Raw genomic sequence first — 20,092 nt, 5'->3', positions numbered from 1 at the left:
CATCGGCCAGGTCAGGGACGGATGGTCCCTTCACGGACCCCGGCTCCGGCGGCCCCCCGGAATGTGCCAGAGTTGCCACGTCCGGGTTCCCAGCGCGTACGGTACGGCTGGGCAGCCGGGACGACCGGGGAAGGGGCGCTGGATTGAGCACGCACGCACCGCACGCACCACGGGCGGCGCAGCCGGTCATGCTGCCGGCCACGCTCGACGAGGCCGTGGCCGCTCTCGCCGCCACGCCGGCCGCCGTGCCCGTCGCGGGCGGCACCGATCTGATGTCCGGGGTGAACTCCGGGCTGCTGAGGCCCGCCGCGCTGGTCGGCCTGGGCCGGATCAGCGAGATCCGCGGCTGGGAGTACCAGGACGGCCACGCGCTGCTCGGTGCCGGCCTCACCCACGCCCGGATGGGACGCCCCGACTTCGCGGCCCTCATCCCCGCCCTGGCCGCCGCCGCCCGCGCCGCCGGACCGCCGCAGATCCGCAACGCCGGGACGCTCGGCGGCAACATCGTCACCGCCGCGCCCACCGGCGACTCCCTGCCCGTCCTGGCCGCGCTGGAGGCCACGGTGCTGATCGCGGGCTCGGGCGGCGCGCTGCGCGAGGTCCCCGTCAGCCATCTGCTGACCGGCATGGAGATGCTGCGGCCCGGCGAGATCGTCGGCTATGTGCGCGTGCCGCTGCTGCACGCCCCGCAGACCTTCCTCAAGGCCACCGGGCGCACCGGCCCCGGACGCGCGCTGGCCTCGGTCGCCGTCGTGCTCGACCCCGTCCGCCGAGGGGTGCGCTGCGCGGTCGGCGCCGTCGCGCCGATGCCGCTGCGCCCGGTGGAGGCCGAGCGGTGGGTGGCATCGCTCATCGACTGGGACGGACGACGGGCCCTGGCCCCCGAGGTGCTGGCCGCGTTCGGCGACTACGTCGCCATGGCCTGCATCCCCGATCCCCCCGCCCCGGAGGGCGGGGGAGAGGCCCCCGTACTTCCGCCCGCGGCACTGCACGTACGGCGTACGGTGGCGACACTGGCCCGACGCGGGCTCGGGAGGGCACTCGCATGAGCAACGACCAGCAGGAGCCGTTCCGGCAGGACGGCCGGCCCGTGCCTCCCGCGGCGCCCGAGGGCGGCTGGGGAGGCGAGTACGACGGCGACTCCACCGCCTTCATACAGCTTCCCGAGAACCTGCCGGGCCCGTACCAGTACGGGCCCGCCGACGGGCCCGCCGACGGGCCCGGCGGCATGCCCGAGCCGCTCGCCGCGCCGGGCACCGGACACGGCTGGGAGCCGCCCGCCATCGACCCCGGCGCCCATCCGCCGCCGCGGGTCCAGGCGCCGCTGACCCCGGAGGCCACCACCGACCCGGCGGCCCCGGTGCAGTGGACCATGCCGTTCGCCGGAAGCCGGGCGGAGCCCGCGGACCCCGCCTCCTCCGGGGAGCCCCCGCGCCCCGCGCGGGAGCAGACCCCGGAGCCGGGCGCGGCCGCCGCCATGGGGCAGGGCGCCGCGGCGGCCCTGGCCGGCTCGCACGAGGCACGGCAGCAGCGCCGTCCGCAGGAGGACGGCGCCCATCAGGCGCAGACACAGGGGCCGGCGGAAGGTTCCGGCGGCGACTGGAGCGCGGTGCCCGCGCCCGGCGCGACCGGCCAGTGGTCGGTCCCGTTCGCGGCGGCGGGCAGCCCCGACGACTCCGGCGAGTACCTGGCCGCCGCGGCGGCCGGGCGGGTACCCGAGCCGCCGCCGGTCCGCGAGCCGGAGGAGACGCACGAGCCGGAGACGGCGGAGACCGCGGAGCCGGGCCCCGAGAACGCCCCGGAGGCCGAGGACGCGCCGGACGGGCCCGACGCCTCCGGCGCCGCGGAGCCGCCGGCCGGCCGGCCCGCCGACCCCTCCGCGCCGCGCGCCGCCGAGGTCGACAGCGAGCACCCGCACGTCTCCTACGTCCTGCGCGTCAACGGGACCGAGCGTCCCGTGACCGACGCCTGGATCGGCGAGTCCCTGCTCTACGTGCTGCGCGAGCGCCTGGGCCTGGCGGGCGCCAAGGACGGCTGCTCGCAGGGGGAGTGCGGAGCCTGCTCCGTCCAGGTCGACGGGCGTCTGGTCGCCTCCTGCCTGGTGCCCGCCGCGACCACCGCCGGATCCGAGGTCCGCACCGTCGAGGGGCTGGCCCGGGGCGGCACACCGTGCGACGTGCAGCGGGCGCTGGCCGCGTGCGGCGCCGTGCAGTGCGGCTTCTGCGTGCCCGGCATGGCGATGACCCTGCACGACCTCCTCGAGGGCAACCACGACCCGACGGAGCTGGAGACCCGCCAGGCCGTCAGCGGCAACCTCTGCCGCTGCTCCGGCTACCGGGGCGTGCTCGACGCCGTCCGCACGGTCGTCGCCGAGCGCGAGGCCGCGGCCGCCGCGCTCGCCGAGGCCCGTGAGGCCGAGGCCGCGGGCCGCACCGGCGACGGTGGGGAGCGGGGCGACGGCTCCCGCATCCACATCCCGCACCAGGCCGGACCGGCCTCGCCCCGCACCCACCACGACCCGCCGCAGGACGGAGGCGCGCAGTGAGCAGTGACGCGGTGACCGCCACCCCGGCCCAGGGAGTGCCCCTCACCGGTACGGCCGGGGGAGGGGAGAACGAGCAGGCGCGGTACGGACTCGGGGCCTCGCTCCAGCCCGCCGACGCGCTCGCCAAGGTCCAGGGGACCTTCCCCTACGCCGCCGACCTGTGGGCCGAAGGACTGCTGTGGGCCGCCGTGCTGCGCTCCCCGCACCCGCACGCCCGCATCGTCTCCATCGACACCGCGCCGGCCGCCGGGATGCCCGGGGTGCGGGCCGTCATCACACACGAGGACGTGCCCGGCGACGCCACCCACGGCCGCCGGGTCGCCGACCGGCCCGCCTTCGCCCGGGACACGGTGCGCCACTACGGCGAGCCCATCGCCGCCGTCGCCGCCGACCACCCCGACACCGCGCGCCTGGCCGCCGCCGCCATCGCGGTCGAGTACGAGGTCCTGGAGCCGGTCACCGACCCGGAGAAGGCCTTCGAGGCCGAGCCCATCCACCCCGACGGCAACCTGATCCGGCACATCCCCCTGCGCTACGGCGACGAGTCCGCCACCGGAGAGGTGGTCGTCGAGGGCCTGTACCGCATCGGCCGCCAGGACCCGGCCCCCATCGGCGCCGAGGCCGCGCTCGCCGTGCCGCGCACCGACGGCGGAGTGGAGATCTACACCGCCTCCACCGACCCGCACACCGACCGCGACCTGGCCGCCGCCTGCTTCGGGCTCCGCCCCGAGCAGGTCAAGGTCGTCGTCACCGGTGTCCCCGGAGCCATGGCCGACCGCGAGGACCTGAGCGTGCAGCTCCCGCTGGGCCTGCTGGCGATGAGGACGGGCTGCCCGGTCAAGCTCGCGGCCGGCCGCGAGGAGTCCTTCCTCGGCCACGCCCACCGCCACCCCACCCTGCTGCGCTACCGCCACCACGCCGACTCCGAGGGCCGGCTGGTCAAGGTCGAGGCGCAGATACTGCTGGACGCCGGAGCCTACGCCGACGACTCGGCCGACGCGCTGGCCGCCGCCGTCTCCTTCGCCGCCGGCCCGTACGTGGTGCCGCACGCCGCGATCGACGGCTGGGCCGTGCGCACCAACAACCCCCCGTCGGGCCATGTGCGCGGCGAGGGCGCGATGCAGGTGTGCGCCGCGTACGAGGGCCAGATGGACAAGCTCGCCGCCAGGCTGGGCATGGACCCGGTCGAACTGCGGATGCGCAACGCCATGGCCACCGGCGACCTGCTGCCCACCGGCCAGACCGTCACCTGCCCCGCGCCCGTGGCCGAACTGCTGAGCGCGGTGCGCCAGGCGCCCCTGCCGCCGCTGCCCGCCGACGGCGCGGACGGCGCCCCGGGCCCGGAGGAGTGGCTGCTGCCCGGCGGTCCCGAGGGAGCGGGCGATCCGGGCGCGGTGCGGCGCGGCATCGGCTTCGCGCTGGGCATGGTCCACATGCTGGGGGCGGAGGGCACCGACGAGGTGTCCACGGCCACGGTGAAGGTCGACGGGCCCGTCGCCACGGTGATGTGCGCGGCCGTGGAGACCGGACAGGGCTTCTCCACCCTCGCCCGGCAGATCGTCCAGGAGGTCCTCGGCGTCGAGGAGGTGCGCGTCGTCGCCGTCGACACCGACCAGCCCCCGGCCGGGCCGGGCGCGCGCGGACGCCACACCTGGGTCTCGGGCGGCGCGGTGGAACGGGCCGCGAAGATGGTCCGCACCCAGCTCCTCCAGCCGCTGGCCGCGAAGTTCGGGATGTCCACCGAGCTGCTGACCATCGCCGACGGCAAGATCACCTCCTACGACGGGGTGCTCAGCACCACCGTCGCCGAGGCGCTGGAGGGCAAGGAGCTGTGGGCCACCGCCCAGTGCCGCCCCCACCCCACCGAGCCGCTGGACGACACCGGCCAGGGCGACGCCTTCGTCAGCCTGGCCTTCGCCGCCATCCGGGCCGTGGTGGACGTGGACGTGGAGCTGGGCACGGTCCGGGTGGTGGAGATGGCCGTGGCCCAGGACGTGGGCCGGGTCCTCAACCCCCAGCAGCTGCGCGCCCGGATCGAGGCGGGTGTCACCCAGGGCGTCGGCGCGGCCCTCACCGAGCATCTGCGGGTCTCGCGCGGCGTGGTGCGCCACCCCGACCTGACCGCCTATCCGCTGCCGACCGCGCTGGACGCCCCGGACATCCGGATCGTGAAGCTGGTCGAGGAACGGGACGTGGTCGCGCCCTTCGGCGCGAAGTCGGTCAGCGCGGTGCCTGTGGTGGTCTCCCCGGCGGCGGTGGCGGCGGCGGTGCGCGCGGCGACCGGCCGCCCGGTCAACAGGCTGCCGATCCGCCCGCAGGCCGCGGTGGCCGACCCCTGACCCTCCGCCGGCCTCCCGCCCGGGCGGGAGGCCCGGTCCGGGTCCGGTCCAGGCCGGGCATCACCCCTCTCCGTCCCGCGCCGCGCTCCCCGGCGGGGCCTGTGAAGCGCCCCGTGCCGAGGCCCTGGGACGCGGCGCGTGGGCGGCGACGGCGAGACCGGCCGCCACCAGCACCACGTTCTTGAGCACGTACTGCCCGGCCATGGTGGGGAAGGCGATGCTCCCGTGCCACATCTCGGCCGGCAGGACGGCCAGGGCCGTGAACGTCCCGGCCATGTGGACGAAGAAGGCCAGCAGCGTCAGCCGCAGCAGCAGTCCGGTGACCAGGCCGGCCCCGATCAGTATCTCCGCCGTCGCCAGCAGCGGCCGGGACAGGTCCACCGGTAAACGGCCGGAGGTCAGCTCGCTCATCACCCGGGTGGCCATGTCCTCGGCGGGGCTGGCTCCCGGCATGAGCTTGAGCGTCCCGAACCACAGGAACAGCAGCCCGACGGAGACCCTCAGCACCGTGAAGCTGTGCCGCCGGCAGAGAGCGGCCAGGGCGGCCGGGGAGACCAGGGCGCGCGGGCCGCGCGGGAGGCGGATGTCCGGGTGACCGGGCCCGCTCACGGCCGCCGCCGACGCCGACGCCGCCCTTCCCGGTCCGGCGGGCCGGGGACTCCCGCGGTGGGTCTCCTCGTGTGCGGGGGGACGCAGGTCGGAACTCGTGTGTGCCTCCGTGGGGGGAAAGGCGGCGGCCGATCGTGGGAGCGCTCCCACGCACCGTTGCGCGGACTGTACGGTCGTGCTCGGATACCTGGCAAGACACCCCGCGCGGCGGTTTTCGGCCTTTCGGCGGCACTCTCCGCCCACCCACGGGGCCGCCGGTCCACGGACCCCGCCGGACCCGGGTTCCACCGGGGCCGGGCACGGCGGTGCTCAGCTCCGGGGGCGGGGGAACAGGGAGGGGGAGGCCTGGGTGAGGCTGGCGCCGGTCTGCGCGTCGCGGCGCGCCGGCTCGGGGCCGTACCAGTCCAGGCACATCACGGTCGCGTCGTCCTTCAGCTCGCCTCTGTTGGCGTCCAGGACCGCCATGGTCAGGATCTGGGTCGCCTCGCGCGGATGGAGCTCCTGGGTGTCCTTGAGCAGCGCGGGCAGGTCGACGAGCCGGGAGCGGCGGTCCAGCATCCCGTCGGTGAGGATGACCAGCCGGTCGCCCGGCCGCAGCTCCATCCCCTGCACCTCGTACGGGCGCTGCGGCTGGACCCCGAAGGGCAGGTTGACCTTCAGCCCGACCTCCTCCACCCTGCCGTCCCGCAGCAGCAGGGGCCAGGGGTGACCCGCGTTGACGAGCAAGACCCGCCCGTCGCGCAGGCCCACCCGCAGCAGCAGCCCCGTCGCCATGGCACCGCCGCTGTGGTCGACCATGGCCCGGTGGGCCCGCAGCGCCTGCTCGGCCAGGTCGCGCCCCGCGCGGCGTGCGCCCCGCAGGGCGCCGACCAGCAGGGTGGCCAGCATGGCGGCGTTCACCTCGTGGCCCATGGCGTCGGTGACGGACAGGTGCAGGGTGTCGCGGTCCAGGGCGTAGTCGAAGGTGTCGCCGCCGACGTTGCCCGCCGGCTCCAGCGCTCCGGCCACCGCGAACTGCGCGGCCTCGCACGACAGTGAGGAGGGCAGCAGATTGTGCTGGATCTCGGCCGCCAGGCTGAGCGGGGCCGTCCGCTGCCCCCACTGGTAGAGGTCGGTGAAGCGCTGGTTGGCGATGACGATGTAGGCCAGCGTGTGGGCGGCCCGGCTGATCTCCCGCAGCGTCCTGCGGTCCGGACCGGCCGGAACGCGCACCTCCAGCACACCGATGGAGTCCCCGCGGTTGGTGACCGGGGCGATCACCCGCTGCCCGCCGTCCCCGTCGACGGCCTCCGCCAGCCGCAGCCGCTGGGTGCGGATCACATCGCCGTAGACGGTGCCGAACAGCGGGACGGCCTCCATGCTCTCGCCCGTGCCCACCTCGCCCGCCGTGCTCATCCGCACCACCGACTGCCGTGCCAGGTCGGTGATGAGGAACGACACCGAGGTCGCGCCGAAGCGCCGCTTGAGTTCCCGGGCCACCACGTCGACGGAGTCCACCGGCGAGGCTGCCTCCGCCGCCGCCAGGATCCCCGTATGGGTGCCCCGCTCGGTGTCGTACTCGACCGTCATCGTCAACTCCCCTCGCCGGAACACGCTCGTTCCGGGCCGTAGTCGGCGCGCCCCGGCCCTCCACCCCGGATGCCGCGCCCGTCAAGATCCGCCGCCGTGCCTTCTGTGGTCCGTATGCCCCGGCTTTCCGTTTCAGTGCCTGCGGCCGTGCGGCGCGGCCCCGCGACCGGTCGCGCGGCGGCCGTACGGGCGCCGCCGGAGCGGGGCGAAGCGCCCGGGGCGCGCTCTCCAGGGACTGGGGAGGACCTCCTCCCGGCCCCCCTCCCAGGGCTCCTTCCCAGGACCTGGGTCCGAAGGACGAGCCGGTCACCGACCTGTGACAGGTGCCAGTGTCGGAGACGGGCCTTACTCTGAGCGCATGACCGCACTCGACGACGAGCTCGACGGTCCCCAGGGCGGGGACCTCGGCACAGTGGCCCCCGTCACCCCCGTCCTCACCCCGGTGCCCACACCGGAGGCGGACGGCGGGGTGCTCGGCCGCACCTACCGGGCGCTGACCCTGGGCATCGTCTCCGTCGTCCTCCTCATCGCCTTCGAGGCGACGGCCGTCGGCACGGCCATGCCCGTCGCCGCCGACCGGCTCGACGGGGTGTCGCTGTACGCCTTCGCCTTCTCCGCCTACTTCACCACCAGCCTGCTGGGCATGGTCGCAGCCGGCCAGTGGTGCGACCGCAGCGGGCCGCTGGCGTCGCTGGCCGCCGGGATCGGGTCCTTCGCCGTCGGGCTGCTGCTGTCGGGCACGGCGGCGCAGATGTGGGTCTTCGTCCTCGGCCGCGCGGTACAGGGCATCGGCGGCGGGCTGGTGATCGTCGCGCTGTACGTCACCGTCGGCCGCGCCTACCCCGAGCGGCTGCGGCCCACGGTGATGGCCGCCTTCGCGGCGTCCTGGGTGATCCCGGCCGTCGTCGGGCCGCTGATCGCCGGGACGGTCACCGAGCAGCTCGGCTGGCGCTGGGTGTTCCTGGGCATCCCCGCCCTGGTCGTCCTGCCCATAGCGGTCATGCTGCCGCCCCTGCGGCGGGCCGCCGCGGGGCCGCCGCCCGGCGGGGCGAGGCCGCTGGACCGCCGGCTGATGCGGCTGGCGGTGGCGGTGTCCCTGGGGGCCGGGCTGCTCCAGTACGCCGGTCAGGACCTGCGCTGGCTCTCCCTGGCCCCGGCCGCGGTCGGCGCGGCCCTGATGGTCCCGGCCGCGCTCGGACTGCTGCCGCGCGGCACGTTCCGCGCCGCGCGCGGGCTGCCGACGGTGGTGCTGATGCGCGGTGTCGCGGCGGGCTCGTTCATCGTCGCCGAGAGCTTCGTTCCGCTGATGCTGGTGAGCCAGCGCGGGCTGTCGGTGACGATGGCCGGCCTCTCCCTCGCGGCGGGCGGCGCGACCTGGGCGCTGGGCTCCTTCCTCCAGTCCCGGCCGTTCGCCGAGGCGCACCGGGAGCGGCTGGTGCGGTACTGCATGGTGCTGGTGACGGCGGGGATCGCGGCCACGCCGCTGGTGCTGCTGGAGTCCGTGCCGGTGTGGACGGCGGCGGTCGCGCAGGCGGTGGGCTGCTTCGGGATGGGCGTGGTGATCTCGTCCACGAGCGTGCTGCTGCTGAAGCTGTCGAAGCCGGAGGAGGCGGGCGCCAACTCCGCCGCCCTCCAGCTGAGCGACGGGCTCTCCAACATCGTGCTGCTCGCCGCCTGCGGCGCGCTCTTCGCGGGTCTGGGCGGCGGCGCGGTGTCGGTGGGGCACGGCGCGGGGGAGGCGGCGGGTGCCGCCTCGGCCTCCCACCCGGCGGCGTTCGTGGCGGTCTACCTCCCGGCGGCGGCGGTCGCCCTGGTGGGCGCCCTGGTGGCGGGGCGGCTGCGGACGGGGAAATAGTTGGTACCGCGATGGGGTCACTAGTGGTACCGTTCTGGTATGGCTATGAACCTGCGCATGCCCGATGAGCTCCAGGAGGCACTCAAGCAGCGTGCCGAGGAGGAGGGGAGAAGCATGCACGCCATAGCGATCCAGGCCATCGAGCGCTATCTGGTGGAAGAGGCGGACCGGGCGACAGTCCGCAAGCTGGGGGCCAAGTACGCGGCCAAGCACGCGGACCTGCTGCGGAGGCTGGGGGAGTAAGTGAAGTACCTGTCGGTCCAGTTCGCGCTGGACCTGGCCGAGCTCGCCTGCGGGGGGCAGGAGATCGCGGTCCGCGATCTGGGGCTGCTCGACTCCGCTCTGCTCCGCCCTCAGTCGCAGATGTTCGGCATCGAGGCGTATCCCGGTCTCTTCGAGAAGGCGGCCGCGCTGCTGCACTCACTGGTCTCGAATCATCCGCTGGTGGACGGCAACAAGCGCCTGGCATGGATGTGCACCGCCGTCTTCCTTGACATGAACGGGGTGGACATGGCGGACATCGACCAGGACCGCGCGTACGACCTCGTGGTCGACATCGCCGCGGGCAAGCTGGAGGACGTGTCGCTCATCGCGGATTTCCTGCGGGCGCTGCGCGGCGGCCTGTGACATGGACCGCACCCCGGTCCGCTTCCCGGGATGTCACCCGGATGGCGGACCGGGCGCCCCGGTAGTCTGACGCGGTTGCCGATCGCCGACCCAGTTCAGCGGAGACCGTGACTACCACGACCACGTCCCACCACCTCTCGCCCGCGTTCCCCGGCCGTGCCCCCTGGGGCACGGCGGGCAAGCTGCGTGCCTGGCAGCAGGCCGCGATGGACTCGTACATCGAGAAGCAGCCGCGCGACTTCCTCGCCGTCGCGACCCCGGGTGCGGGAAAGACGACCTTCGCCCTCACCCTGGCCTCCTGGCTGCTGCACCACCACGTCGTGCAGCAGGTGACGGTCGTCGCGCCGACCGAGCACCTGAAGAAGCAGTGGGCCGAGGCGGCGGCGAGAGTGGGCATCAAACTGGACCCGGAGTACAGCGCGGGCCCGCTGGGCCGGGAGTACCACGGGGTGGCGGTGACGTACGCCGGTGTCGGGGTGCGCCCGATGCTGCACCGCAACCGCTGCGAGCAGCGCAAGACGCTGGTCATCCTGGACGAGATCCACCACGCCGGCGACACCCGGTCCTGGGGCGAGGCGTGCTTCGAGGCGTTCGAGCCCGCCACCCGCCGCCTGGCCCTGACCGGTACGCCCTTCCGCTCGGACACCAACCCCATCCCGTTCGTCGCCTACGCCGAGGACGGCGAGGGGATCCGCCGCTCGGTGGCCGACTACACCTACGGCTACGGCAAGGCTCTCGCCGACGGCGTCGTGCGCCCGGTGATCTTCCTGTCCTACAGCGGCAACATGCGCTGGCGCAGCAAGGCGGGCGACGAGCTGGAGGCCAGGCTCGGCGAGCCGATGACCAAGGACGCCATCTCCCAGGCCTGGCGTACCGCGCTCGACCCGCGCGGCGACTGGATGCCCAGCGTGCTGCGCGCGGCCGACACCCGGCTGTCGGAGGTCCGCAAGGCGATCCCGGACGCGGGCGGGCTGGTGATCGCCGCCGACCAGGACTCGGCGCGCGCCTACGCCAAGCTGATCCGCGAGATCACCGGCAGCCCCGCGACCGTCGTGCTCTCCGACGACGCCGGGGCGTCCAGCCGGATCGAGGAGTTCAGCGGCTCCGACGACCGCTGGATGGTGGCGGTGCGCATGGTGTCCGAGGGTGTGGACGTTCCCCGCCTGGCGGTCGGGGTGTACGCCACGACCATCTCCACGCCGCTGTTCTTCGCCCAGGCCGTCGGCCGCTTCGTGCGCTCCCGGCGGCGCGGTGAGACGGCGTCGGTCTTCCTGCCGACCATCCCCATGCTGCTGGGCTTCGCGCACGAGATGGAGGTCGAGCGCGACCACGTCCTGGACAGGCCCAAGAAGGGCGGGGAGGACGCGGACCCGTACGCGGAGGAGGCCGACCTCCTGGAGGAGGCCGAGCGGCAGCAGGACGAGGACACCGGCGAGCAGGACCAACTGCCCTTCGAGGCACTGGAGTCGGACGCGGTCTTCGACCGGGTGATGTACGACGGCGCCGAGTTCGGGATGCAGGCCCACCCCGGCAGCGAGGAGGAGCAGGACTACCTGGGGATCCCCGGGCTGCTGGAGCCGGACCAGGTGCAGATGCTGCTCCAGAAGCGGCAGGCGCGGCAGATCGCGCACAGCCGCCGCAAGCCGGACGCCGAGGCCGACCTGCTGGAGACGCCCGCCGAGAAGCGCCCGGTGGTCACGCACAAGGAGATGCTGGAGATGCGCAGGCAGCTCAACTCGCTGGTCGGTGCGTACTCGCACCAGAGCGGCAAGCCGCACGGCGTGATCCACACCGAGCTGCGCCGGGTCTGCGGCGGACCGCCCACCGCCGAGGCGACGGCCGGACAGCTCCAGCAGCGGATCGCCAAGGTGCGCGAATGGGCCACCCGGATGCGGTGACGCCGACGGGCCGCGGACAAGGGGCCGGGGGCGGAGGACGAGACGCGAAGGGCGCGGACCCGACCGGGGCCGCGCCCTCTCCGCCCGACCCGCACAACCCGCGCACCCCGTGCCGCCCGGTGGACGCCACGAGCGCGGTCGTGTGCGTCCGTGCGCCGCGCGCATGGAAGTGGGAGCGCGTCCAGGTCCGCGCCGGGCCGCTGTGACCTGCTGCTGTACGCAATGCGGATAAACCATGCCAGCCGCGCCCGGATTCTGGACAGAGTCTTCCGGACGGCGGACGGGATCGCTAGGTTTCGCGTCACGCACACGCCCCGTGGCAGCGCCGCCTCGGAGCGCAGCCGGTGCGGCCCGCCAAGCGACCGGCGGCTCGCCGGGGACAGCACGCGCGCCGCCGACGGGACCGGCGGCGCATCTCCCGGGGCAAGTCGTCGGCACACAACCGAGGAGGGGGCGTCGTGACCGCGGAGACATCTCAGACGCTCGACCGGGGACTGCGCGTCCTCAAACTGCTCGCCGACACCGACCACGGCCTGACCGTCACCGAGCTCTCCAGCAAGCTCGGGGTCAACCGGACGGTCGTCTACCGCCTGCTCGCCACACTGGAACAGCATTCCCTGGTGCGCCGGGACCTGGGCGGCCGGGCCCGCGTCGGGCTCGGGGTGCTGCGGCTGGGACGGCAGGTCCATCCGCTGGTGCGCGAGGCGGCCCTGCCGGCGCTGCGGGCGCTGGCCGAGGACGTGGGCGCCACCGCGCACCTGACGCTGGTCGACGGCAACGAGGCCCTGGCCGTCGCGGTCGTCGAGCCGACCTGGACCGACTACCACGTCGCCTACCGCACCGGCTTCCGCCACCCGCTCGACAAGGGCGCGGCGGGTCGCGCGATCCTCGCCGGCCGCCGCCCGGACCGGGACCTGGAGGACGGCTACGTCCTGACCCGCGGCGAGCTGGAGGCCGGGGCCTGCGGCGCCGCCGCACCGCTGCTGGGGGTGAACGGGATCGAGGGCAGCGTCGGCGTGGTGATGCTGTCGGAGTCGGTGCCGCAGAAGGTGGGGCCCCGCGTGGTGCAGGCGGCGCAGGAGGTCGCCGACTTCCTCCGCTAGCGCGCCCGGCCCCGGGACGCCGGAACCGCCCGGCCGCACCGCCCGGCCGGCGCACGCGGAGCGGCGGTGAACTAGATTCACCTCCATGCCGGCTCTGTCCTCCCGTGTGTCCTCCCGTGCCCTGGTCCTCGCGATCTGCGGGACGCTCGTCGCGGCGCTGTTCGCGGTCGCCGCGCTCGCTCCGCTGCCGTTCTCGGTCGCCCAGCCCGGGATCACCGCGGACGTCCTGGGCGAGTACCGGGGCAGGCAGGTCATCACCGTCGACGGGGCCGGGGACCCCGGCGGCGGCGACCCCGGGGCGGACGGGTCGCAGGGGCGGCTGCTGGCGACCACCATCGCGGCCACGGCGCCGGACACGACCGTGCGGCTGGCCGACGTGGTGGACGCCTGGTTCGACACCGAACGCGCGGTGATGCCGCGCGACTCGGTCTACCCGGTCGGCGACGACGCCGAGGAGATCGAGGAGCACACCACCGCCCAGATGGAGCAGTCGCAGACGGAGGCGGTGACGGCCGCGCTGCGCCAGCTGGGCATGTCCGAGGACGAGGTGGAGGTGGAGCTGCGGCTCGCGGACGTCGGTGGCCCCAGCGCCGGACTGGTGTTCGCCCTCGGAGTCGTCGACGAGATCGACGACGGCGACCTCACCGGCGGCCGTACGATCGCCGGCACCGGCACCATCACCGCACGCGGCGAGGTCGGACCGGTCGGCGGCGTCCCGCTCAAGACGCAGGCGGCGGCGCGCGACGGCGCCACCGTCTTCCTGGTCCCCGAGGCGGAGTGCGACGACGCGCGAACCGAACTCCCCGAGGACCTGCGCCTGGTGCCCGTCACCACCCTGGAGGGCGCGCTGGACGCGTTGAGGGCGCTGCGGGACGGCGGCCGCGTACCGGGCTGCTGAGTCCGGGGAGCCGGCGCGAAGCCCCTCCCACCCGCGTGCGGAACCCGCCGCGGACGCCGCCGGCCTGCGAAGATTCCGCCCGAACCGGGACGGTGGGCGCCGTGCGCGGGGAGCCGCGGTGACGGTGTGCGGAGCCGGCGTGGAGATTCCCCCGGCGATCTTGTTCCTTACTCGTCGGTAAGTGACCCTCCTCACGGCGGGAGCGCGGAGGACGGCCCGCCGGTCTGCGGGTCCGCGCAGGCCTTTCCCGACGACGAGGAGGATCCCGCGTGAAGGCAGTGAGGAGAACGGCCCGCGGCCGTACGGCGATGGGCCTGGCCGCGGCCGTGGTCGCCGCGGCCCTGGGGCTCGGCTGCGCGGCACCGGCCGGCGCCGCGCAGCAGTCCCGGCAGGAGGCCGGCTACATGGTCATACTCAAGGGCGCGCCGGGCGCCCTGACCCCGACCTCCGCGAAGGACCGGAACAAGGACCTGGCCGAGCGCTACGGAGCCGCGCTCGGCCGCACCTTCACCACCGTGCTCAACGGCTTCTCGGCCCGGATGACCCCGGCCGAGGCCGCGCGCCTGGCGGACGACCCCTCCGTCGCGTCCGTGGCCCCGGACCGCGAGGTGACCATCGCCTCCACCCAGACCGATCCGCCCTCCTGGGGCCTGGACCGCATCGACCAGCCCGACCTGCCGCTCGACGACGTCTACGACCACCCGGACGCGGCCGGCCGCGGGGTCACCGCGTACGTCATCGACACCGGCGTCCGCATCAGCCACGCCGACTTCGGCGGGCGCGCCTCCTACGGCTACGACGCCGTCGACGGCGACACCACCGCCGGCGACGGCCACGGGCACGGCACCCATGTGGCGGGCACCCTGGCCGGATCCTCCTACGGCGTGGCCAAGGAGGCCGACATCGTCGCCGTCCGCGTCCTGGACGACAGCGGTGCCGGCACCACCTCGCAGGTCGTGGCCGGCATCGAGTGGGTCACGAAGAACGCGCGCAAGCCCGCGGTGGCGAACATGAGCCTGGGCGGCCTGATCGACCCCGCGATCGACACCGCCGTGCGCAACTCCATCGCCTCCGGCGTCACCTACGCCGTCGCGGCGGGCAACTCCAGCGCGCCGGTGTTCCTGCACTCGCCCGCCCGGGTCTCCGAGGCCATCACCGTGGGCGCCACCGACAGCGGCGACGCGATGGCGACCTACTCCAACTACGGCCTGGGCGTGGACATCCTGGCCCCCGGCTCCTCGATCACCTCCGCCTGGAACACCGGCGACTCGGCGGCCAACACCATCTCCGGCACCTCGATGGCCACCCCGCACGTGGCCGGCGCCGCCGCGCTCCACCTCGCCGAGAACCCCTCGGCCACCCCGGCCCAGGTCTCGGACGCGCTGGTCTCGGCCGCGGCCCGCAACCGGATCAGCGGCAACCTGCTCTCCCCCGACCGGCTCCTGCAGGTCGCGGACTGACGGAGCGTCAACTACCCGTGGGGCGGGGGGCGGTTTGGCGGCGGGTGCGGGCGCTGCTTGGATACCGGCCATGAGCCACCCGACGCCTCCGCCTCCCCACACGCCCCCTCACACAGCCCCGCACGACCCCTTCGGACAGCCCGGCCCCTCCGGGCCGTACGCCTACGCGCCCCCGCCGTACGCGTACGCGCCGCCGCCGCTGCCGGGCCCGCCGCCGGAGCTGGTGGCCCCGCTGGGCAGGCGCTTCCTGGCGAAGCTGGTGGACGCACTGGTCATGGCGGCGATCGTGGCCGGAATCACCGTGCCGTGCGCCATACACCTGGACACCGACCCCGAGGGGGTGACGGAGGGGCTGGCGATCACCGGCATCGTCTTCTCGCTCCTGTTCGCCTTCCTCCTCTACGACCCCGCCCTCACCGCCACCGGCGGCACCGTGGGGAAGCGGCTGTGCGGGCTGAAGGTGGCGCGCATCGAGACCGGCGAGCAGGTGGGCTTCGGAGCCGCGCTGGGACGCCATCTGATGGCCGGGCTGATCAACAACGCGATGTGCGTGCCGCTCGCCTACCTGTGGTGCACCTGGGACAAGCCCTTCCACCAGGGGCTGCACGACAAGATCGTGCGCACCGTGGTGGTCCGCACCAGGTGACGGGTCCGGCGGCGAGGCGCGGGGCCGCGCCCGGGGACGGGCCGCGGCCCCGCCGTCAGGAAGGCGGGGCCGCGGGGATGTGCGCGCGCCGCGCGCGGCACGGGGAGCGGAAGGCGGCGGCTCAGAGGTTGCCGCGCCGCTCCTGCTCGCGCTCGATGGCCTCGAACAGGGCCTTGAAGTTGCCCTTGCCGAAGCCCATGGAGCCGTGGCGCTCGATCATCTCGAAGAACACCGTCGGACGGTCCTGGACCGGCTTGGTGAAGATCTGCAGCAGGTAGCCGTCCTCGTCGCGGTCGGCGAGGATCTTCAGCTCGCGCAGCTCCTCGATCGGCACCCGGGTCTCGCCGACCCACTCGCCCAGGGTGTCGTAGTAGGAGTCGGGGGTGTCCAGGAACTCCACACCGGCGGCGCGCATGGCCCGCACGGTGGCGACGATGTCGTTGGTGGCGAGCGCGATGTGCTGTACGCCCGGGCCGCCGTAGAACTCCAGGTACTCGTCGATCTGCGACTTCTTCTTCGCGATCGCGGGCTCGTTGAGCGGGAACTTCACCTTGCGCTTCCCGTCGGCCACGACCTTGGACATCAGCGCGGAGTACTCGGTGGCGATGTCGTCGCCCACGAACTCCTTCATGTTGGTGAAGCCCATGACCTTGTTGTAGAAGGCCACCCACTCGTCCATCTTCCCCAGCTCGACGTTGCCGACGCAGTGGTCGATGGCCTGGAAGAAGCGGGGGCCGGGCTCGGTGATCGGCTTCGCCGCGGTGAAACCGGGCAGGTAGGGGCCGTCGTAGCCGGAGCGCTCCACCAGGGTGTGGCGGGTCTCGCCGTAGGTGGCGATGGCGGCCAGCACCACGGTGCCGTGCTCGTCCTTGACCTCGTGGGGCTCCTCCAGGCCGGTGGCGCCGTGCTCGATCGCGTAGGCGTACGCGGCCCGCGCGTCCGGCACCTCGATGGCCAGGTCGATCACGCCGTCGCCGTGCGCGGCGACGTGCTCGGCGAGGAACCGGCCGCGCTCGGTGGCCGGCTTGATGACTGACGTGAGGACGAAGCGGGCGGAGCCCGACTCCAGGACGTAGGAGGCGGTCTCGCGGTTGCCGGTCTCGGGGCCGGAGTAGGCCACGAGCTTCATGCCGAAGGCCGTGGAGTAGTAGTGCGCGGCCTGCTTGGCGTTGCCCACGGCGAAGACGACCGCGTCCATCCCCTTCACCGGGAAGGGATCGGCCTGCCGGGCGGTGCTGGGGGCGTTGTGCATGGTCTCAGTCATGGCCGCAGGCTCCCGCTGTTCCACAAGGTGCGCAATAGTTCCTGCGAACACTGAGCAATCTGTACAGTGACTACCCCGTCAGCCCGGGCGATCTGTACAGGATGACCACCAGGGAGGCAGGCCATGGGCATCGATGAGCTGGACGGCCGGCTGCTGGAGCTGCTCGCCGCCGAGCCGCGCATCGGCGTGCTGGAGGCGTCCCGCCGCCTGGGGGTGGCCCGGGGCACCGTGCAGGCGCGGCTGGACCGGCTGCAGGGCGGCGGGGTGATCCGCGGCTTCGGACCCGACGTCGACCCCGCGGCCATCGGCTACCCGGTCACCGCCTTCGCCACGCTGGAGATCCGGCAGGGGCAGGGCCGCGACGTACGGGCGCATCTGGCGACCGTCCCGGAGGTGCTGGAGCTGCACACCATCACCGGCCGCGGCGACATGCTCTGCCGCCTGGTGGCCCGCTCCAACGCCGACCTCCAGCGGGTGATCGACAAGGTGGTCGGGTTCGAGGGCATCGTGCGGGCCTCCACGGCCATCGTCATGGAGAACCCGGTGCCGCTGCGGATCGTCCCGCTGGTGCGCCAGGCGGCCAGGGACGCCGGACGGTCCGCGCCCTGACGGCCTGTCACCGGCCAGGGCGCGCGGGAGACGAGAGGGTGTTCGGTGTCGCTGGATGGGGGTGGGGTGGCCGATGGCCGGGGCGAGGGGCGCCCCGTCTCTGGTAGATGTGGAGCCAGCGCTCTCCGGCCCGCGTCGCCGGACGGGGAGCGGCACACGCCACAGCGACGGCCGAGCAGATACGGGACCGGACACATGAGCGCCCCTCCGTCAGCATCCGCCAGCGGCAGCCCGGGCCCGGGCTACTACCCCGATCCGTCCATTCCGGGGTACATCCGCTACTGGAACGGCGCCGCGTGGGTGCCGGGAACGAGCCGCCCCGAACCCCGGGAGGGTGAACCGATGCCCGCCGCGCCCCCGGGAGCGGCGGTACAGGCCCCGTCCCCGCCCGCCGCCCCCGCGACCGGCTCCCCGGCGCCGGCCGAGTCCCCGCAGGAGGAGACGGGACCGGTCTTCCTGGACGAGGAGGAGAGCGCCGGCGCCGGGGGCCGGGCCGGCATCCCCGCCCCCGCTCCGGGCGACTCCCTGCCGCAACTGCGCGGGCGCGGCGAGGTGGAGATCCGCCCGGGGGAGCGGGCGGCCGCCTGGAGAGACCCCTCCCGGCCGCACGGCGGGCCCGAGCCCGCGTCCGCCTGGCAGGCCGACGCCGCCCGGCAGACGGGCTTCGACGGAGAGCGGGACGGCCGCGTCTCCTGGGGCACGGGCGGTCCGGTTGGTCCGGGTGGTCCGGGCGGGGGAGCGGCCCCGGCCGCCCCGGCGCTGGGCGCGGGCCGTGCCCCGCAGGCGCTGGGACCGGGCCCGGCCCCGGACCCGCGAGGCGGCCCCGGCCGCGCCGACGCCGCCGGGCCGGTGGACGGCGGGAACGCGCAGCCGCGCGACGACGGCACCGTGCGGATGCGGCCCGTACGTCCGGAGGGCACCGCCCCGGCGGCGGGCGGACGGACCGTCGGGCCCGGGGACACCGTGGGGCTGCGGCGTACGCAGGTGCCCGGGACGGGAGCCGTGCCCCCACCGGCGCGGGGAGCGTCCGCCGTACCCGCGCCCGCGGTGCCCGCGCCCGCGGCGCCCGCCGCCGGTCCGGCGGGCCCCGCCGCTCCCGTCCCGCCCGCCGGCCCCGCCTCCGGGCAGCCCTCCTGGACACGGCAGGTGCACGAACTGGCCCAGCGCGCCCCCGCGTCCGCCGGAGCGGCCCCCGCACCGCACACCCCCGCACCGCACGCTTCCGCCCCCGCCGTACCGCAGCAGCAGTCGCCGGCCGGGCGGCCCGGCGGACCGGAGCAGGTCGTGCCCTGGCGCCCTCCGGCCGACGACCCCTTCCTGCGGGCCGCCCGGCGGCAGGCCCGCCCCGCCGGGCTCGGACGCCGGCTGGGCGCCCGTGTGGTGGACGGCGTCCTCACCGCGGCGGTGGCCGCGGCGGTGGCCCTCCCGTTCGCCGGTCCCAGCGCCGAGCACTTCCGCGAGCAGGTGGAGGCGGCCGAACAGGCCGGTGAGACAAGGCAGATCTGGCTGGTCGACGGCACCACCGGCGTCTACCTGGCGATCGTGCTCGGTGCCCTGCTGGTGTTCGGCCTCCTCTACGAGGTGCTGCCCACCGCCAGGTGGGGCCGCACACTCGGCAAGAAGCTGTTCGGCGTCCGGGTGCTCGACATCGAGGAGCAGGACACCCCCTCCTTCGGCGCCGCGCTGCGCCGCTGGCTGGTGTACGGGCTGCTGGCGCCGCTGGGCGTCGGAGTGGTGAACGTCCTGTGGTGCCTGTTCGACCGGCCGTGGCGGCAGTGCTGGCACGACAAGGCGGCGCGCACCTTCGTGGCGCGCGGCACCGAGGAGCCCGGCCCGCTCGGGTGACGCCCGGGCCCGAAGCGCCCGGGTCCCCCGAACGGCCCGCCCCTGATGCGGGGTACGCCCCGGCGCGGTCGACTCGGAGCATGAGAACACGGAGGCCGTGCCGGATACGGAGGCCGCACCGCCTCAAGGAGGGCGGTGCGGGCGGAACGCCCGGCGGGGAAGACGGCCGTAGGGCGGGTGCGCGGGGCCCGGTGGCCCGAGCACCGGCCGGATCAGCGGCGCGAGGAGGTCTCCGCCAGGCGCCGGCCGCCGTCGGCGCTCTCCGCGCCGCGCTGCGCGGGCACCGCGCCGGTCGCCGGGCGCGGGGCCCCTGAGGCGCGGCGGCCGGGCACCCTGACCGCGACGAGCAGCCCGAGCGCGAGTGCCGCACTCGCGACGACCGCGATCCCGGCTCCCGAACGTGCCTGCGACACCAGCAGCATGGCGAGAGCCGAGATGACGACGGTGGCCGAACCGTAGGCGAGCTGTGCGGGATTCGGACGCGGCATGACGGAATCCGTCCTCCGGGATCGGTGGTTGACCGGGGGCGAGGCCGCCGGACGGCGAACGTGGTCCGTCGAACGACTCTACGATGCCGGATGCCCGTACACAGTCGCGGGTAAGCGCGAACCGGTCCACCGCCACCGACACGCCGATGCACGGGGGGCGCACGGAGTCACGCCGTGGCCGTACCCTCATCGACCGCTACCGTCCGGTCTCCGGACTCCGCAACTGGCTAGCCGGACAACGTACTTGCGTGGCGTGTTCAAATCAAGGGCTGTTTTTTCGGCCGCCGCTCATGTCGAATGCCTCCACACGTGTGCACACACGTGCCATGGCCATGCA

17 protein-coding genes are annotated in these 20,092 nt (G+C 74.7%); 13 read left to right on the top strand and 4 right to left on the bottom strand.

Annotation, left to right across the window (positions count from 1 at the left end):
* Nucleotides 1–188: 188 nt before the first annotated feature.
* The 3 genes from ACW69E_RS01720 to ACW69E_RS01710 are packed head-to-tail and all read left to right on the top strand — an operon-like array spanning nucleotide 189 to nucleotide 4,884.
* Entirely contained in the window at nucleotides 189–1,049 is an 861-nt protein-coding gene (locus ACW69E_RS01720; protein ID WP_457496403.1) for an FAD binding domain-containing protein, read from the top strand.
* Nucleotides 1,046–2,545: a 2Fe-2S iron-sulfur cluster-binding protein gene (locus ACW69E_RS01715; protein WP_457496364.1), complete on the top strand. Its 1,500-nt coding sequence runs from the start codon at nucleotides 1,046–1,048 to the stop codon at nucleotides 2,543–2,545. Before ACW69E_RS01720 ends, ACW69E_RS01715 begins: the two co-directional genes overlap by 4 nt.
* Nucleotides 2,542–4,884 (top strand): xanthine dehydrogenase family protein molybdopterin-binding subunit, encoded by a 2,343-nt coding sequence (locus ACW69E_RS01710; RefSeq protein ID WP_457496363.1) that lies wholly within the window; start codon nucleotides 2,542–2,544, stop codon nucleotides 4,882–4,884. Before ACW69E_RS01715 ends, ACW69E_RS01710 begins: the two co-directional genes overlap by 4 nt.
* Before the next feature lie 60 nt (nucleotides 4,885–4,944).
* Here ACW69E_RS01710 and ACW69E_RS01705 read toward each other — a convergent pair whose 3' ends face one another.
* On the bottom strand, nucleotides 4,945–5,493 hold the full coding sequence (locus ACW69E_RS01705) for a DoxX family membrane protein (protein WP_457496362.1): 549 nt from the start codon (nucleotides 5,491–5,493) through the stop codon (nucleotides 4,945–4,947).
* Between the two features lie 309 nt (nucleotides 5,494–5,802).
* Nucleotides 5,803–7,062 carry a PP2C family protein-serine/threonine phosphatase gene (locus ACW69E_RS01700; protein ID WP_457496361.1) on the bottom strand — a complete coding sequence of 420 codons (1,260 nt, stop codon included), beginning with the start codon at nucleotides 7,060–7,062 and terminating at the stop codon, nucleotides 5,803–5,805.
* Nucleotides 7,063–7,420: 358 nt separating this feature from the next.
* Between ACW69E_RS01700 and ACW69E_RS01695 the strand changes: the two genes are divergently transcribed.
* The 8 genes from ACW69E_RS01695 to ACW69E_RS01660 all read left to right on the top strand — a co-directional run bounded on the left by ACW69E_RS01695 (nucleotide 7,421) and on the right by ACW69E_RS01660 (nucleotide 15,549).
* Nucleotides 7,421–8,917, top strand: coding sequence for an MFS transporter (locus ACW69E_RS01695; RefSeq protein WP_457496360.1), 1,497 nt, complete (start codon nucleotides 7,421–7,423; stop codon nucleotides 8,915–8,917).
* A 45-nt stretch (nucleotides 8,918–8,962) separates the two neighbouring features.
* Nucleotides 8,963–9,160 carry an Arc family DNA-binding protein gene (locus ACW69E_RS01690; protein ID WP_412719931.1) on the top strand — a complete coding sequence of 66 codons (198 nt, stop codon included), beginning with the start codon at nucleotides 8,963–8,965 and terminating at the stop codon, nucleotides 9,158–9,160.
* Complete coding sequence (locus tag ACW69E_RS01685; protein ID WP_457496359.1) at nucleotides 9,161–9,544, top strand: type II toxin-antitoxin system death-on-curing family toxin; 384 nt, start codon at nucleotides 9,161–9,163, stop codon at nucleotides 9,542–9,544.
* A gap of 107 nt (nucleotides 9,545–9,651) precedes the next feature.
* A complete protein-coding gene (locus ACW69E_RS01680; RefSeq protein ID WP_457496358.1) occupies nucleotides 9,652–11,442 on the top strand; it encodes a DEAD/DEAH box helicase in 1,791 nt (596 codons plus the stop codon).
* Nucleotides 11,443–11,900: 458 nt separating this feature from the next.
* Entirely contained in the window at nucleotides 11,901–12,545 is a 645-nt protein-coding gene (locus ACW69E_RS01675) for an IclR family transcriptional regulator (protein ID WP_237877610.1), read from the top strand.
* Nucleotides 12,546–12,630: 85 nt separating this feature from the next.
* Nucleotides 12,631–13,443 (top strand): S16 family serine protease, encoded by an 813-nt coding sequence (locus ACW69E_RS01670; RefSeq protein WP_457496357.1) that lies wholly within the window; start codon nucleotides 12,631–12,633, stop codon nucleotides 13,441–13,443.
* A 269-nt stretch (nucleotides 13,444–13,712) separates the two neighbouring features.
* Entirely contained in the window at nucleotides 13,713–14,903 is a 1,191-nt protein-coding gene (locus ACW69E_RS01665; RefSeq protein ID WP_457496356.1) for a S8 family peptidase, read from the top strand.
* Between the two features lie 70 nt (nucleotides 14,904–14,973).
* A complete protein-coding gene (locus tag ACW69E_RS01660; RefSeq protein ID WP_457496355.1) occupies nucleotides 14,974–15,549 on the top strand; it encodes an RDD family protein in 576 nt (191 codons plus the stop codon).
* Between the two features lie 121 nt (nucleotides 15,550–15,670).
* Here the strand turns inward: ACW69E_RS01660 and hppD are convergent, their stop codons facing one another.
* Nucleotides 15,671–16,813, bottom strand: coding sequence for a 4-hydroxyphenylpyruvate dioxygenase (gene hppD, locus ACW69E_RS01655; protein ID WP_457496354.1), 1,143 nt, complete (start codon nucleotides 16,811–16,813; stop codon nucleotides 15,671–15,673).
* Nucleotides 16,814–16,936: 123 nt separating this feature from the next.
* Between hppD and ACW69E_RS01650 the strand changes: the two genes are divergently transcribed.
* A complete protein-coding gene (locus ACW69E_RS01650; RefSeq protein WP_457496353.1) occupies nucleotides 16,937–17,422 on the top strand; it encodes an Lrp/AsnC family transcriptional regulator in 486 nt (161 codons plus the stop codon).
* 195 nt (nucleotides 17,423–17,617) lie between these two features.
* Complete coding sequence (locus ACW69E_RS01645; protein ID WP_457496352.1) at nucleotides 17,618–19,267, top strand: RDD family protein; 1,650 nt, start codon at nucleotides 17,618–17,620, stop codon at nucleotides 19,265–19,267.
* Nucleotides 19,268–19,479: 212 nt separating this feature from the next.
* Here the strand turns inward: ACW69E_RS01645 and ACW69E_RS01640 are convergent, their stop codons facing one another.
* Nucleotides 19,480–19,755 carry a hypothetical protein gene (locus ACW69E_RS01640; protein WP_457496351.1) on the bottom strand — a complete coding sequence of 92 codons (276 nt, stop codon included), beginning with the start codon at nucleotides 19,753–19,755 and terminating at the stop codon, nucleotides 19,480–19,482.
* Nucleotides 19,756–20,092 lie beyond the last annotated feature (337 nt).

It is taken from the genome of Streptomyces sp. SS8 (assembly GCF_054072955.1).
Note: the sequence above shows the minus strand (reverse complement) of the source record. Positions and strands in the feature narration are given on the sequence as shown.